This window comes from Candidatus Mycobacterium wuenschmannii (assembly GCF_030252325.1).
GTDB classification, from domain to species: Bacteria; Actinomycetota; Actinomycetes; order Mycobacteriales; family Mycobacteriaceae; genus Mycobacterium; species Mycobacterium wuenschmannii.
The window spans coordinates 4338672-4353376 of record NZ_CP126981.1; the positions used below are offsets into that span (position 1 = coordinate 4338672).

Annotated in this window: 14 protein-coding genes; 11 read left to right on the top strand and 3 right to left on the bottom strand. The window is 65.8% G+C overall.

Going from position 1 to position 14705, the window contains the following annotated elements; all coding sequences use genetic code 11:
- Positions 1-18: 18 nt before the first annotated feature.
- The 5 genes from PT015_RS20880 (at position 19) to PT015_RS20900 (ending at position 5622) form a co-directional block, all read left to right on the top strand.
- Positions 19-681, top strand: coding sequence for a fasciclin domain-containing protein (locus PT015_RS20880; RefSeq protein ID WP_285186953.1), 663 nt, complete (start codon positions 19-21; stop codon positions 679-681).
- Between the two features lie 109 nt (positions 682-790).
- Complete coding sequence (locus PT015_RS20885; protein ID WP_285186954.1) at positions 791-2512, top strand: cytochrome c biogenesis protein DipZ; 1722 nt, start codon at positions 791-793, stop codon at positions 2510-2512.
- Positions 2513-2561: 49 nt separating this feature from the next.
- Positions 2562-3152, top strand: coding sequence for a fasciclin domain-containing protein (locus PT015_RS20890; protein WP_285186955.1), 591 nt, complete (start codon positions 2562-2564; stop codon positions 3150-3152).
- Positions 3149-4441 (top strand): class I SAM-dependent methyltransferase, encoded by a 1293-nt coding sequence (locus tag PT015_RS20895; protein ID WP_390887879.1) that lies wholly within the window; start codon positions 3149-3151, stop codon positions 4439-4441. The genes PT015_RS20890 and PT015_RS20895 overlap by 4 nt, the downstream gene beginning before the upstream one ends.
- The gene (locus tag PT015_RS20900) at positions 4438-5622 is read left to right on the top strand and encodes an MFS transporter (RefSeq protein ID WP_285186957.1); all 1185 of its coding nucleotides are present in this window, start codon (positions 4438-4440) and stop codon (positions 5620-5622) included. Before PT015_RS20895 ends, PT015_RS20900 begins: the two co-directional genes overlap by 4 nt.
- 4 nt (positions 5623-5626) lie before the next feature.
- Here the strand turns inward: PT015_RS20900 and PT015_RS20905 are convergent, their stop codons facing one another.
- Positions 5627-6529, bottom strand: a complete 903-nt coding sequence (locus PT015_RS20905; protein WP_285186958.1) for a crotonase/enoyl-CoA hydratase family protein — start codon at positions 6527-6529, stop codon at positions 5627-5629.
- 74 nt (positions 6530-6603) lie between these two features.
- Between PT015_RS20905 and PT015_RS20910 the strand changes: the two genes are divergently transcribed.
- A complete protein-coding gene (locus tag PT015_RS20910; RefSeq protein ID WP_285186959.1) occupies positions 6604-7932 on the top strand; it encodes a molybdopterin-dependent oxidoreductase in 1329 nt (442 codons plus the stop codon).
- Between the two features lie 49 nt (positions 7933-7981).
- Positions 7982-8422 carry a hypothetical protein gene (locus PT015_RS20915; RefSeq protein WP_285186960.1) on the top strand — a complete coding sequence of 147 codons (441 nt, stop codon included), beginning with the start codon at positions 7982-7984 and terminating at the stop codon, positions 8420-8422.
- Between the two features lie 553 nt (positions 8423-8975).
- Here the strand turns inward: PT015_RS20915 and PT015_RS20920 are convergent.
- Both PT015_RS20920 and PT015_RS20925 read right to left on the bottom strand, forming a co-directional pair.
- Positions 8976-9620 (bottom strand): LpqN/LpqT family lipoprotein, encoded by a 645-nt coding sequence (locus PT015_RS20920; RefSeq protein WP_285186961.1) that lies wholly within the window; start codon positions 9618-9620, stop codon positions 8976-8978.
- 17 nt (positions 9621-9637) lie between these two features.
- Complete coding sequence (locus tag PT015_RS20925) at positions 9638-11671, bottom strand: prolyl oligopeptidase family serine peptidase (protein ID WP_285186962.1); 2034 nt, start codon at positions 11669-11671, stop codon at positions 9638-9640.
- Between the two features lie 59 nt (positions 11672-11730).
- Between PT015_RS20925 and exaC the strand changes: the two genes are divergently transcribed.
- The 4 genes from exaC to PT015_RS20945 are packed head-to-tail and all read left to right on the top strand — an operon-like array spanning position 11731 to position 14695.
- On the top strand, positions 11731-13254 hold the full coding sequence (gene exaC / locus PT015_RS20930) for an acetaldehyde dehydrogenase ExaC (RefSeq protein WP_285186963.1): 1524 nt from the start codon (positions 11731-11733) through the stop codon (positions 13252-13254).
- A 58-nt stretch (positions 13255-13312) separates the two neighbouring features.
- The gene (locus PT015_RS20935) at positions 13313-13804 is read left to right on the top strand and encodes a DUF779 domain-containing protein (protein ID WP_285186965.1); all 492 of its coding nucleotides are present in this window, start codon (positions 13313-13315) and stop codon (positions 13802-13804) included.
- A gap of 29 nt (positions 13805-13833) precedes the next feature.
- Positions 13834-14112, top strand: coding sequence for a putative holin (locus tag PT015_RS20940; RefSeq protein ID WP_285186967.1), 279 nt, complete (start codon positions 13834-13836; stop codon positions 14110-14112).
- The gene (locus PT015_RS20945; protein ID WP_285186968.1) at positions 14105-14695 is read left to right on the top strand and encodes a hypothetical protein; all 591 of its coding nucleotides are present in this window, start codon (positions 14105-14107) and stop codon (positions 14693-14695) included. The genes PT015_RS20940 and PT015_RS20945 overlap by 8 nt, the downstream gene beginning before the upstream one ends.
- Positions 14696-14705: the final 10 nt, after the last annotated feature.

The following is a 14705-nucleotide window of genomic DNA, read 5'->3' on the forward strand; positions in this document are numbered from 1 at the left end:
ACAAAGGAGCCAAAGCGCATGAAGGACGTTCAGAGCAAGACGATCGCGGCGGGGCTTGCAGCGGTGGCAATGGTGGGTTTCTCGGCGTGTTCCAGCAACAAGTCGGATTCGGCTCAATCGACCAGCGCGCAGCCGCCGAGTAGTTCCGCGGCTCCGGCGATGACGGGTCCTTCCGCGGCCCCGGCCAGCGACCTGATCGGTTCCGGCTGCGCCGGCTACGCCGCGGCCCACCCGGACGGCCCGGCGTCCGTGGCCGGCATGGCGCAAGACCCGGTTGCGACGGCAGCCTCGAACAACCCGCTGCTGTCGACCCTGACATCGGCGCTCTCGGGCAAGTTGAACCCGCAGGTGAACCTGGTCGACACGCTCAACAACGGCCAGTACACGGTGTTCGCGCCGACCAACGACGCGTTCGCCAAGCTGCCGCAGGCGACTCTGGAGGAGCTGAAGACCAACGCGGACAAGCTGAAGAGCATCCTGACCTACCACGTGGTTCAGGACCAGGCGAGCCCGGCGAAGGTCGACGGTATGCACAAGACGCTGCAGGGTGCCGAGGTGAACGTGGTCGGCCAAGGCAACGACCTCAAGGTGAACGACGCGGGATTGGTGTGCGGAGGGGTGCACACCGCTAACGCGACGGTGTACATGATCGACACTGTGCTGGTGCCCCCCAGTCAGTAGCGGTCGGAGGTCGTCGCGAGGTGAGGCAGCCCGGTTCGCCGGGCTGCCTCACCGTTTTTTTGGGGGACTGACCAGCGATCCAACCGGCATGTGGTAGCGAATGGTAATTATGTTGTCCCTCGCGTTGATTGGGTTGGTCGGCGGTCTCATCACCGGCATCTCGCCGTGCATCCTCCCAGTGCTGCCGGTGATCTTCTTCTCGGGCACGCCCGCCTCGCAGAGCGTCGACGACGGCGCGGTTGCGGTCGCGACGAAACGTGAAGTCGGACGGCCTTATCGGGTGATTGGCGGACTGGTGTTGAGTTTCAGCCTGGTCACGCTGGTCGGTTCGGCATTGCTCTCGCTGCTGCATCTGCCGCAGGGCGTCATTCGGTGGGTGGCGTTGGCGGCACTGGTGGCGATCGGCCTCGGCCTGATCTTCCCGAGCTTTGAGCAACTGTTGGAGCGGCCGTTCGCCCGCATTCCGCAGAAGCAATTCGCCACCAAGGCAAGCGGATTCGGTCTTGGCCTGGCGTTGGGGGTGCTCTACGTGCCCTGCGCGGGTCCGGTGCTCGCGGCGATCGTGGTGGCGGGGGCGACCGCGAACATCGGTCTGCCCGTTGTCATCCTGACCGTGGCGTTTGCCTTGGGTACCGCGGTGCCGCTGCTGTTCTTCGCCCTGGCGGGTCAGCGAGTCGCCCAACGGGTCAATGCTTTTCGTCGGCGCCAGCGCCAGATCAGGGTGGTGGCGGGCATTGTCACGCTGCTGCTGGCGGTAGCGCTGGTCTTCAACCTGCCCGCAACTTTGCAGCGTGCCATTCCCGACTACACGAGCTCGTTGGAGAACAAGCTCGGCGGGCAGGAAAAGGTGCAGCGGGCGCTCAATCTCGGCGGCATAGTCAACGACCAGAACAAGGGCTTGTCGAATTGCCACGACGGCTCCGAGCGGCTGGAGAATTGCGGTCCGGCGCCCGATCTCAAGGGCATCACCGGATGGTTCAACACCCCCGGCGACCAACCGATCGATGTGCATGCGCTGCGCGGCAAGGTGGTGCTGATCGACTTCTGGGCATACTCGTGCATCAACTGCCAGCGTGCGATCCCGCACGTCGAGGGCTGGTACAAGGCATACCGCGACAAGGGTTTCGAGGTCATCGGCGTCCATACTCCCGAGTACGCCTTCGAGAAGGTCACCGACAACGTGAAAAAGGGCGCCGCCGACTTGGGCATCACCTACCCGGTGGCACAGGACAACGGCTTTTCGACGTGGACGAACTACCGAAACCGGTACTGGCCGGCCGAATACGTGATCGACGCCAATGGCGTTGTGCGCCATGTGAAATTTGGTGAGGGTGACTACAACGGCACCGAGAACGCGATCCGTGAGTTGCTCACCGCGGCGCATCCGGGAGTTGCGCTGCCGGCGCCGGTCGATGCTCCCGACACCACCCCGGCGCTCGATCTGACGCGCGAAACTTATTTCGGGGTGGGCAAGGTTTCCAATTACGCCGGAATCGGTGTGTACGACCAGGGCCAGGCGACCTTCGCGTATCCGCCTGCGCTGCCGAATAATTCTTTCGCGCTCCAGGGCCCGTGGGCGCTGGATTACCAGGGTGCGACGGCCAATGACGATTCGTCGAGCATCAAGCTGAACTACCACGCGAAGAACGTCTACATAGTCGTCGGCGGGACCGGCAGCATCACCGTCACGCGCGCCGGTAAGACGACAACGACACCGGTCAGTGGGCCGCCAACGTCGCACCAGATCGTCGCGGACAAGGACGTGGCGCCTGGATCGGTCGAGGTGCATGCCAGCAAAGGCCTGCAGGTATTTTCCTTCACCTACGGCTGATGCGCGCCGCAGCCCCGTCCGTGACACGCCCGGCTCCGAATCACAGACCATGACAAAGAACAGCAAAACGATTTCCGCAACCGGTCTCGCAGCAGCCGCTGCGGTTGGCGTTGCCCTCGCGACATGTGCGCCCGCTGCGGCCGCACCGGACCTGATTGGCTCGGGCTGCGCGGGCTATGCCGCCGCCCACCCCGACGGCCCGGCCTCGGTATCCGGGATGTCGCAGGACCCTGTCGCCGTGGCAGCCTCGAACAACCCCATGCTGACCACCCTCACCTCGGCGGTTTCCGGCAAGCTCAACCCGGACGTGAACCTGGTCGACACCCTCAACAACGGCCAGTACACGGTCTTCGCGCCGACCGATGACGCCTTCAACAAGTTGCCGCCCGCCACCATCGACAAGCTGAAGACCGACTCCAACATGCTGAAGAGCATCCTGACCTACCACGTGGTCCCCGGTCAGCTGAGCCCGGCGCAGGTCGATGGCTCACACAACAGCGTGCAGGGTGGCGCGGTGAACGTGACCGGCAACGGTAATGGCCTGAGGGTCAACAACGCCGGACTGGTGTGCGGTGGCGTGCCGACCGCCAACGCGACGGTGTACATGATCGACACGGTGTTGATGCCACCCGGCCAGTGACAGCAGCCGGCGACGCCGCAGCACTGAGCGCGACCACCGGCGTTGCGCCAGTGCTGGCGGCGGCCATCGAGCCACTGATCGGCGGCGAGTTGCCGGTCCGGTTGATCGCCTGGGACGGCAGCGTTGCTGGGCACCCTGCCGCACCGGTCGTGTGGTTGTACAGCGCAGCGGCGCTCCGCCGAATCCTCTGGTGCCCAGGCGAACTCGGCGCCGCGCAAGCGTACGTATGCGGCGATCTCGACGTCGACGGCGACCTGGTGACCGCGCTCGACCACGTATGGACGCAGATCGCCGAGCAGCGCCTGCGACCGGTCAGGCCCTCTGCGACGATGCTTGTGCGATTGACGGCTGTCGCGGCGCGCCTCGGAGCTTTCGGCGCGCCGTTGAAACCGCCCGCCAGTCAGGCCAGGCTCCGTGGTCGGCTGCACAGTCCGTCTCGCGACAAGGCGGCTATCAGTCACCACTACGACTTGTCGAACGAGTTCTACCGGCTGATACTCGATCCGACGATGGCTTACTCATGCGGGTATTGGGAGCCTTCCCACACGAATCCCACTCTGGCACAGGCTCAACGCGACAAATTGGATCGCATATGCCGGAAGCTCCGCCTCGACGAGCGGCCTGACATGTGGCTGCTCGATGTCGGATGCGGATGGGGCTCGCTGAGCTTGCATGCCGCCGAGTATTACGACGCGCAGGTCTTGGGTATCACTCTGTCCGATGAGCAGAAGGACTACATCGACGCCGCACTTGCAGAGCGCGGGCTCGGCGATCGAGTGGAGATCCGTGTCCAGGACTATCGCACTGTCACCGACGGCCCGTTTGATGCCGCCGCATCGATTGAGATGGGCGAACACGTTGGACAACAGCATTATTCGACGTTCGCCGGAATCCTGCACGACAGTGTTCGGCCGGATGGTCGGGTGCTGATCCAGCAGATGTCGCGACGTGGCAGGCACCCGGGTGGCGGTCCGTTCATCGAGGCGTTCATCGCTCCCGACATGCACATGCGGCCCCTTGGCGAGACCATCGGATTCCTCGAGGACGCCGGCCTGTCCACGATATCGGTTGAGGCAATGGGTGCGCACTACGTCCATACCGTCGACGCGTGGATCGACAATTTCGAAAAGCATTGGGACGCAGTGTTAAGGCTCATAGGGGAGGAAGGCGCCCGGGTCTGGCGTCTGTACCTGGCGGGTGGACGGCTTGCGTTTGCGCATGGCCGCATGGGCGTCGATCAGATACTGCTGGGCAAAGCCGGCGTTGTGCTGGGCGGCGCCCAGCGATGACAGCCACCAAACGTTGGTCAATGCTGGCGATTTCGCTGATCGCGACACTGTCGGCCAATGTGTTCATCAATGCGATAGCGTTCTTGATCCCGGCGATGAACGCGCAGCGCGGTATCGGCCTTGCCTCCGCCGGGCTACTGGCCTCGATGCCGAACTTCGGCACAATGGTCACGTTGATCGGCTGGGGCTATCTGCTGGACGTCATCGGTGAACGCTTTGTGCTGGCAACGGGTTTGGCGCTGACGGCGGGTGCATCCTGGGCCGCGGCGCACGCGCACTCCATGGTGCTGATGGGGGTATTCCTGTTCCTCGGCGGGATGGCCGCCGCGAGCACCATCACCGCGAGCGGCCGATTGGTGACGGGATGGTTTCCCCCGCACCAGCGAGCGCTGGCGATGGGTATCCGGCAGACCGCGCAGCCCCTGGGGATCGGAGTGGGCGCGGTGGTGCTGCCCGCGCTCGCGAAGCACGACTTCTCGGCGGCACTGATCTTCCCCGCGGTGGCGTGCGCGGTCTCGGCGGTGGGAGCCCTTGTGGGCGTGCGGGATCCGGCGCGCCCGCCGCGGGCCGAGGCGGACCGCACGGAGCTGGCCAACCCGTACCGGGAGACCGGCGCACTGTGGCGGATTCACTTGGCCTCGGCGTTGCTGATGCTTCCGCAGCCGGTGGTGCTGACCTTCATGCTGGTGTGGGCGACACGCGATCACGGCTTCTCGATCGCGTGGGCCGGCGCATTGATGGGGTTCTCGCAACTATTGGGAGCGCTGGCCCGCACGGCGGCGGGGCGGTGGGCCGATCGAATCGGTTCGCGGATGCGCCCGCTGCGCAAGATCTGCGTGGTGACCGCGCTGGTCCTGTTCGTGCTGGCGGTCACCGATCAGATCAAGTCGCCAATCGCATTGGGAGCCATGGTTGTTGCGCTGGCCATCACCGGCGACAACGGTTTGCCGTTCACCACCGTCCCAGAGATAGCGGGACGATACTGGAGCGGACGCGCACTGGGCACCCAGAACACCGTCGAGCGGTTGGTGGTCGCGATCGCGCCGCCGGTGTTCGGCGCCTTCATCACCGCGGCCGGCTACCCGGTGGTCTTCGCGGTGTGCGGGCTGTTCCCGCTCGCCGCGCTGCCATTCCTGCCAATGGTCGACCGCCGGCCACAGTGTGAACCGGCGCGACTGTAAGGCGCTAGGGCGTGATGATGTGCGACGGGTCGGGTCGCAGTTCCGGTGGGGCCTGGCTGTAATCGCCGAACGGGCCGTCGCGCTGCTCGACGGCGGCGCGCACCCCGTCGTTGGCGGCCGTCTGGATGAAGCCGAGCGCTTCCGGGGTGTTACGCATCAGTCCGTCGAGAATACCGCCCAGCGTCTGGGTGGACGACAGCCCCATGTTCTCGTACGCCTGGTTGACGATCAGTTTCTGAGCTTGCAACTGCGACAACGGAATTCGAGCCAGTTCGGCGGCGATCTCGGCGACGCGGGCCTCCAGCCGCTCGAAGGGGACCGCCTCGTTGATCAGTTCCACCTCGGCGGCCTGCACACCGGACAGGGGCCGGCCGGTCAGTGAGTGCCACTTGACCTTGGCGAGGCTCAGTCGATACAGCCACATGCCGGTGAGGTACGCGCCCCACATCCGGCTGTACGGCGTGCCGATCACGGCGTCCTCGCTGGCGATCACGATGTCGGCGCACAGCGCGTAATCGCTTGCGCCACCGACACACCAGCCGTGCACCTGCGCGATCACCGGCTTCGATGCGCGCCAGATCGCCATGAACTTCTGCGTGGGACCGGTTTCGCGGGCGCTGACCATCGCGAAGTCCTTGCCGGGATCCCACTTGCCGTCGGTGTTCATCGCCTCGCCCCACTGTTGGAAGCCGTCGCCGAAGTTGTAGCCGCCGGAGAATGCCCGGCCCGCGCCGCGCAAGACGATCACCTTGACCGCCGGATCCCGCTCGGCCAGGCCGACCGCGGCCTCGATCTCGTCGGGCATCGGCGGAACGATGGTGTTGAGCTGGTCGGGACGGTTCAGGGTGATGGTCGCGACCGGCCCGGCAGTGGAGTACAGCAGCGTCTCGAAATCGCTTGTCGGCATGGCTAGAGCGAACTCGTTCACCACGCAGCGGTCAAGGGGCGTTTGCCGCTGGTCGGCCCGGGTATCCAGCAGCGATGACGGACGATGAACCGACCGCCCGCGAGGACTACGGGTTTCCCGCGCGGTTGTGGCGGACGATCGAGCGCCGTCGTCCGCCGGGATTCGGTCGCCTGCAGCGCTTCCGCAGTCCGCTCCGTGGCCTGTGGCTGACATCCGTTTTCGGTTCCGTGCTGCTGGTTGCGCTGCCGATCGTGATCGTGACCGGGTTGGTGTCCTACATCGTCTACGCCCCGCAATTCGGCACTTCGGTGCCCGCCGATGTGGGGTGGCTGAAGTTACCGACCTTCGACTGGCCGACGCACCCGGTCTGGCTGTACCGATTGACTCAGGGCCTGCACGTCGGGCTGGGGCTGGTGCTGATTCCGGTCGTGCTGGCCAAGCTGTGGTCGGTGATCCCGAAGCTCTTCGCCTGGCCGCCGGCTCGATCTATCGCCCAGGTGTTGGAGCGGTTGTCGATCGCGATGCTGGTCGGCGGCATCCTGTTCGAGATGGTCACCGGCCTGCTCTACATCCAATACGACTATCTCTACGGCTTCAGTTTCTTTCCCGCGCACTATTACGGCACGTGGGTGTTCATCGCCGGTTTCGTTATTCACATCACGCTGAAGATACCGCGCATGGTCGAGGGGCTTCGGTCTCGATCGATGCGAGAAGTGTTGCGCACCAACACCGCTGACACTCGACCTGAACCCCAAGGGCCGCACGGACTGGTCGCCGAGGATCCGGCACCGGCGACCATGAGCCGGCGCGGCGCCCTCGGTCTGGTCGGCGGCGGTGTGCTGCTGACCGCGTTGGTCACCGTAGGCCAGACGATCGGCGGCGTCGCGCGACACCTTCCGCTGCTGCTTCCCACCGGGGATACGACGGGTAAGGGCCCCAATGACTTTCGCATCAACAAGACGGCCAAGGGTGTAGGTCTCGATCCCGCTGCGACCGGGCCCAGTTGGCGGCTGACGCTGCGCGGCGGGCCGGCGGCCGTGGTGCTGAAGCGGGAGATGCTCGCCGCGATGCCGCAACACAGCGCGCGGCTACCCATCGCCTGCGTCCAGGGTTGGTCCACGGTCCAGGCGTGGAGCGGCGTCCGGTTGGCAGACCTGGCCAGGCTGGCCGGTGTGCCGTCGCCACGGTCCGCCGCCGTCGACTCGTTGGGCAAGAAGGGCAAGTTCAACCATGCGACTCTGGAACACCACCAGGTGACCCACCCCGACGCACTGCTTGCCCTGCGGGTCAACGGCGCAGACCTGTCCCTCGATCACGGCTACCCGGCGCGGATCATCGTCCCAGCGATCAACGGCGTGCATAACACCAAGTGGGTGAAATCCATTGACTTTGAAGCGAACTGAGAAGTTTCGTGCGGTCTATGGATCCCACCCGTTGCATCTACTGCTCATGATGGCCGGATTTGCGCTGCTGGGCTACGTCGTTGTCGTCGCCGGATCGTCCACGTTGTGGAAGCCGGAAGGTGCGTGGTGGCACTCGATGGTCGTCTGGTTCGTCGCCGCCTTCGTGCTGCACGATCTGGTGATGTTCCCGGTCTACGCCTTGCTCGACCGAGCGCTGCGATCCTCGGCGACTCGGCGCAGCCCGCGCCACCGGCCAGCAGTCCCCGTGCTCAACTACCTGCGTGTCCCGGCACTCGGGTCGGGCCTGTTGTTCCTCATCTTCTTCCCCGGCATCATTCGTCAGGGCGCGACGCTGTTCGGGGAAGACACTGGGCTGACCCAGGAGCCCTTCCTCGGCCGCTGGTTGATGCTGACCGCGCTCCTGTTCGGATTCAGCGCCGTTGCCTACGGCGTCCGGCTGATGATCGTGATGTCGGCGCACAACGCGTGAACGCTCTTCCGGTCGGTGCATCGGTTGCGCGGCTGGTAGACACCGGTTGTGAAAGTCCGCGCTGCGCTTCCCGTTAACGCTCGTCAGTAGAGTTCTTTGAATAACCGCGAAATCGCTTGACTCTCAACCGCCGTTGGGATACTGCGTCCAATCGCCTATCCGCGACGCTCGCGGCGGCGCGAGGAGGAAATCGAATGCTGATGCATGCTCGCGGATTCGCTGCTTGTGCTGCCGTTGCGGCGACGGCCATTGCGCTTGCCATTCCGGCGGCGGCGGATCCTCTCAGTGGAAATTACACCGCCCAGCCGATTGGGCGTGCGGGTTCTCCTGTCAATCTGACGTTTACGCCCTGCGGCCCGGACTGCACCCGGCTAGGGGCGAAAGGGGCGGAGTTCGAACTGCACTTGCAGGGCAATACATGGACGGGAACCGGCACGGCGCCGACCGGCGTGTCATGCACGCACTCGTTGGATTCCGTGAGCCTCATCTGGACACACACGTGTGACGGATCGCCGACTATCAGTGCGCAACTGACAAAGGTCGACTGAATCCGCTAACCCGCCGCGGGCGGAAGGAATTGGAAGCCGGTCAGCACGGTCGCCGTGTCACGCACGTAGGTGGCGTTGTCCGGTTCGGTGGACTGCACCGTCACCGTGACGACGTAGGTGGTGCCGTGGAAGTCGCCGGCCACCATCAGCGTCTTGATCCGGCGCGGTGGAATGTTGCCCATGTTGGGGGCGTCGTAGTCGACCAGTTCGGCCTCGCGACCGCAGCGGGTCGTCTCCGACGTCTGCAGGTCGCTGGCGCCGAGCTTATCGACCAGCGCGGAGCGCTCCTGCTCGAAGATTCCCTTGATGTCGGAGGCACCGTCCGGCACCGTTTCGAGGGTCACCACTGCGGTCGGCATGAAGCTGTTGGCGACCAAATCCTTATTGCGCATCGTGAACCGGATGACGTCGGAGTCGAGCATCTTCGCGCGCTCCCAGCCCTCTGGCTGGGGAATCTTCAGCTGGGGCTCGCCCGCCGCGCGGGTGTCGATGTCCGTCAACGGGGCCGAAACCTGCTCGCATCCATTCGGTTTCGACGCGGGCGTCTTGGTGTCCTTCGCCACCGTTCCGGTGACCACCTTCGAGCACCCCGGCGCGGCCAACAACGCCGCCGCAGTCAACGTTGCACACAGCATGTACGGCACGCGCATTGCACCACACCACACCTTCATGAGTTCGACCTCTCTGTACCCAGCATCCGCCACAGAAACGCAAAGGCCAGCGCGGTCTTGAAGGCGCTCTGCGCGTTGTCGGCCGCCCCGGCGTGGCCGCCCTCGATGTTCTCGTAGTACCAGACCCGGTGGCCCGCGGCCTCCAGTGCGGCGGTCATCTTGCGGGCATGCCCGGGATGCACCCGGTCGTCGCGGGTGGACGTGGTCATCAGCACCGGCGGATAGTCTGCATCCACCGAAATGTTCTGGTAAGGCGAGTATTCGGCGATGAACTTCCAGTCGTCGGGATCGTCTGGGTTGCCGTATTCGGCCACCCACGACGCACCTGCCAGCAGCAGATGGAAGCGGCGCATATCGAGCAGCGGAACCTGGCATACCAGCGCGCCGAACAGCTCGGGGTGCTTCGTCAGCATGATGCCCATCAACAGGCCGCCGTTGCTGCCGCCCTGCGCGCCGAGCTGGGGCACCGTGGTGATGCCGCGCTCCACCAGATCGGTTGCGACCGCGGCGAAGTCCTCGGCCACCAGGTGGCGGCCCTCCCGCATCGCCTGGGTATGCCAGCGCGGGCCGTACTCGCCGCCGCCGCGGATGTTGGCCAGCACGTAGGTGCCGCCGCGGGACAGCCACAGCCGACCCATCACCGGGCTGTAGCCGGGGGTGTTGGAGTTCTCGAATCCGCCGTAGCCGTAGAGCAGGGTGGGGCCCGGGCCGGTGGCATCGCCGGGCCGGACGACGAAGTACGGGATCGCTGTTCCGTCTTCAGACGTCGCGAAATACTGTGCGATCGACAGGTTTTCGGCGTCGAAGAACCCGGGCGCGGACTTGACCTGTTCGAGCGGGCCGGTGCCGGTGCCGCGCAACAGATGCGACGGGCTGTCGAATCCGCTGGAATCCACGAAGAACTCGTCGCCGGTGTCGTCGGCGGCGACGATCACGCTCTCGGTGGCCGGCGGAATGCCCTCCAGCGGCGCCCGTTCCCACGAGAGCGGGGTGACGATCTCGACCCGGCTGGCCACGTCGGCCAGGGTGACGAGTAGCAGCCGGTCGCGGGTCCAGGCGTACTGGTGCAGGCAGGTGTGCTCGTCGGGTTCGAAGACGACGGCCAATTCACGGCCGCCGCCGAGGAATTCGTCGTAGTTGGCCGCCAACAGCGAACCTGCCGGGTAGGTGGTGGTGCCGAACGTCCAGTCGGTGCGCGGTTCGATCAACAGCCACTCGCGGTGAATGGAGACGCTGCTCGCGTCGGATGGGATGTCGATGTGGATCAGCTCCGGGCCGCGCAGCTCGTAGCGTTCGCTGTTCCAGAAGTCGGTCGAGCGTGCGACGAAGGTGCGCTCGAAACCCGGTGTCCTATCCCGGGATCCGCCGACGCTGACATCGGTCGAGGCGCCTTCGAAGACCAGCTCCGCGTCCTCGATCGGGGTGCCGCGACGCCAGCGCTTCACCACGCGCGGATAGCCGGAGTCGGTCAGCGAGTCGGGCCCGAAGTCCGTGCCGACCAGCACGGTGTCCGGGTCCTCCCAGCCGATTTGCGTCTTGGCCTCCGGCAGCTCGAACCCGCCGTCGACGAATTTGCGTGTCTCCAGGTCGAATTCGCGTATCACGACGGCGTCGGCGCCACCCCGGGACAGGTTGACCAGGGCGCGGGTGAATTCGGGTTCGATGACGATGCCGCCTGACCAGACCCAGTTCTCGTCGTCGGCTTGGGCCAGCGCGTCCACGTCCAGCAGCACGTCCCAGTCGGTGGCATCGCTGCGGTAGCTGTCCAAGGTGGTGCGTCGCCACAGGCCCCGCGGGTTCGCAGCGTCGCGCCAGAAGTTGTACAGGTAGTCGCCGCGACGCCGCACGTACGGGATGCGGGCATCGGTGTCGAGCACTTCGAGCGCCTCGGTGCGCATCCGCTCGAATTCCTCACCGGCGAACTGGGCGACCGTCGGATCGTTGCGGCACCGCACCCAGTTGAGTTGCTCCTCGCCGAGAACATCCTCGAGCCACAAGTAGGGGTCCGCCGCGCTCGCCATGACTTCCATTCTTACCGCGACGGTACTGTGAGCTGTGTAACACCGTCGAACGACGAGGAGCAGCGAAGATGACGACTTTCGCACGACCGGGCTCCACCGGGGCCCTGATGTCTTTCGAGTCACGGTACGACAACTTCATCGGCGGCGAGTGGGTCAAGCCCTCGAAAGGCAAGTACTTCGAGAACCTGACGCCGGTGATCGGCCAGCCGTTCTGTGAGGTGGCGCGCTCGGACGCCGATGACGTCGAGAAGGCGCTCGACGCCGCCCACGCCGCCGCACCGAAATGGGGCAAGACCCCACCCGCCGAGCGGGCGGCGATTCTGAACAAGATCGCCGATCGGATCGAGGCGAACAAGGAGTCGCTGGCGCTCGCCGAGAGTTGGGACAACGGCAAACCGATCCGTGAGCCGCTGGCCGCCGACATCCCGTTGGCCGTCGATCATTTCCGGTATTTCGCCAGCGCGATCCGCGCCCAGGAGGGCTCGCTATCGCAGATCGACGACGACACGGTCGCCTATCACTTTCACGAGCCGCTCGGCGTGGTCGGCCAGATCATCCCGTGGAACTTCCCGATCCTGATGGCCACCTGGAAGCTGGCGCCGGCGCTGGCGGCGGGCAACACCGTGGTACTCAAACCCGCCGAGCAGACACCGGCCTCGGTGCTCTACCTGATGTCACTGATCGGCGACCTGCTGCCCGCCGGGGTGGTCAACGTCGTCAACGGCTTCGGAGCCGAGACCGGCAAGCCGCTGGCGTCGAGCGACCGCATCGCCAAGGTCTCCTTCACCGGTGAGACCACCACCGGGCGGCTGATCATGCAGTACGCCAGCCAGAACCTGATCCCAGTCACCCTCGAGCTCGGCGGCAAGAGCCCCAACATCTTCTTCAACGACGTAATGGCCGCACACGACGACTTCCAGGACAAGGCACTGGAGGGGTTCACCATGTTCGCGCTCAACCAGGGCGAGGTGTGCACCTGCCCGTCGCGCAGCCTGGTGCAGGCCGACATCTACGACGAGTTCCTCGAACTCGCGGCGATCCGCACCAAGGCGGTGCGCCAAGGCGATCCGCTGGACACCGAGACGATGGTCGGCTCGCAGGCCTCCAACGACCAGCTGGAAAAGGTGTTGTCCTACATCGAGATTGGCAAGGACGAAGGCGCGACGGTGATCACCGGCGGCGAGCGCGCCGAGTTGGGCGGCGACCTGTCCGGCGGCTACTACGTGCAGCCCACCATCTTCGCGGGCAACAACAAGATGCGGATCTTCCAGGAGGAGATCTTCGGCCCGGTGCTCTCGGTTGCGTCGTTCAAGGACTACGACGACGCCATCGCGATCGCCAACGACACCCTCTACGGGCTGGGGGCGGGGGTCTGGAGCCGCGACGGCAACACCGCCTACCGCGCCGGTCGCGACATCCAGGCCGGCCGGGTGTGGGTGAACTGCTATCACATGTACCCGGCGCACGCCGCGTTCGGCGGATACAAGCAATCCGGGTTCGGCCGGGAAAACCACCAGATGATGCTCGGGCACTACCAGCAGACCAAGAACCTGCTGGTGTCGTATTCCCAGAAGGCGCAAGGGTTCTTCTGATGCTGACCGCCCGCTGGCGACGATGCAGAGCGCGAAGCGCGATGAGGAGGAGCGGCGCATGACACCCCGGGTAGTCGTCACCGCCGATGCGGCGGCGCTGCTCGACCAGTTGCGAGAACAGCACGGTCCGTTGATGTTTCATCAGTCCGGCGGCTGCTGCGACGGGTCGTCGCCGATGTGTTACCCGGACGGTGACTTCATCGTCGGCGACCGCGACGTGCTGCTCGGCGTGCTCGACGTCGGCGCCGACGGGGTGCCGGTGTGGATCTCCGGACCGCAGTTCCAGGCCTGGAAGCACACCCAGCTCGTCATCGACGTGGTGCCCGGACGGGGTGGCGGGTTCAGCCTGGAGGCGCCCGAGGGTAAGCGATTCCTGTCCCGCGGACGGGCCTTCACCGACGCCGAGAACGCCGAGCTGGCCGCGGCGGCGCTGATCACGGGCGCCGACTACGAGCGCGGCGAACGATTCGCCGACCGCGCGCCGGTCGTCGCGGCCGCCGTCGACGCCTGCCCGGTACCCGCGGGGCGCGCCGCGCCGGTAAAGCCGTAGCGGGCCGTCGCGGCAGTATCTTTGAAAGCGTGATCCCGCTGCCGCGGCCCTGGCTCTTGACCAGCGCGATGCTGCTCGGTGTCGCGGCGGGCCTGCTCGGCGGCACCGCCGCGCTGACCGTCGAACACACCCGGATGCGCCCCGACCTGGCGATTGCGCTCGTCGTCGGCTTTCCCAGCGCCGTCGGGCTGCTGGTGATCCTGATGGCCCGGCGCCGGTGGCTGACCGCGCTGGGCGCGTTCATCGTCGCGGTGGCCCCGGGGTACTTCGGCGTACTCGCCCTGGTCGAGGTGGTGACGCGTGGCTGACCACGAGCGCGTAGAAACCGAATCGATGCCGCTGACCGAGCCGTACAAGCCGACCTTCGACACGGGTATGCAGCCCAGAGCCGAACCCGCGTTCATCGAGCCCGAGGAGCCGGTTCGTCGCCGCAGGTGGTGGAACTCCCGTGCGGAGGCTCCCACCGACGAACCGCCCAGCGGTGTGCTGCCGACCGCCTACACCGAGGCCGAAGCGCCACCCTCCGAAGCGATTCCGGCGATCGCGTCGACCGGGCCGTACCTCTACCTCAAGTGGTGGAAGTTCATCCTGATCCTGCTCGCGGTCTGGGTTCCGGCCGGCGCGGTCGGCGCGGGCCTGTTCTATTGGTGGAGCCACGATCCGTCCAAGCACAAGACCACGGTGGTGTTCGCCGTACTGGCTTACGTCGTGGTGACCAGCGTCGTCGGGCTGATCCTGGCGATGGTGGCCGAGCGGCCGCTGGTCTCGGCGCTGGCGATCGCGATGCTCTCGGCGGTGTTCGCCTCGGTGGTCGGCGCGGCGCCGGTCTACGGCAAGTTCTACTGCGAGCACAGCCAACGGCACTGCGTGGCGGGCGTGCTGCCGTACTGAGCGGCGGCTT

Coding starts and splice junctions, on each gene's coding strand:
- exaC (WP_285186963.1), top strand. CDS start 11,731: ATGACGACTTTCGCACGACCGGGCTCCACCGGGGCCCTGATGTCTTTC.
- PT015_RS20915 (WP_285186960.1), top strand. CDS start 7,982: ATGGCCGGATTTGCGCTGCTGGGCTACGTCGTTGTCGTCGCCGGATCG.
- PT015_RS20905 (WP_285186958.1), bottom strand. CDS start 6,529: ATGCCGACAAGCGATTTCGAGACGCTGCTGTACTCCACTGCCGGGCCG.
- PT015_RS20935 (WP_285186965.1), top strand. CDS start 13,313: ATGACACCCCGGGTAGTCGTCACCGCCGATGCGGCGGCGCTGCTCGAC.
- PT015_RS20880 (WP_285186953.1), top strand. CDS start 19: ATGAAGGACGTTCAGAGCAAGACGATCGCGGCGGGGCTTGCAGCGGTG.
- PT015_RS20920 (WP_285186961.1), bottom strand. CDS start 9,620: ATGCGCGTGCCGTACATGCTGTGTGCAACGTTGACTGCGGCGGCGTTG.
- PT015_RS20900 (WP_285186957.1), top strand. CDS start 4,438: ATGACAGCCACCAAACGTTGGTCAATGCTGGCGATTTCGCTGATCGCG.
- PT015_RS20925 (WP_285186962.1), bottom strand. CDS start 11,671: ATGGAAGTCATGGCGAGCGCGGCGGACCCCTACTTGTGGCTCGAGGAT.
- PT015_RS20890 (WP_285186955.1), top strand. CDS start 2,562: ATGACAAAGAACAGCAAAACGATTTCCGCAACCGGTCTCGCAGCAGCC.
- PT015_RS20910 (WP_285186959.1), top strand. CDS start 6,604: ATGACGGACGATGAACCGACCGCCCGCGAGGACTACGGGTTTCCCGCG.
- PT015_RS20885 (WP_285186954.1), top strand. CDS start 791: ATGTTGTCCCTCGCGTTGATTGGGTTGGTCGGCGGTCTCATCACCGGC.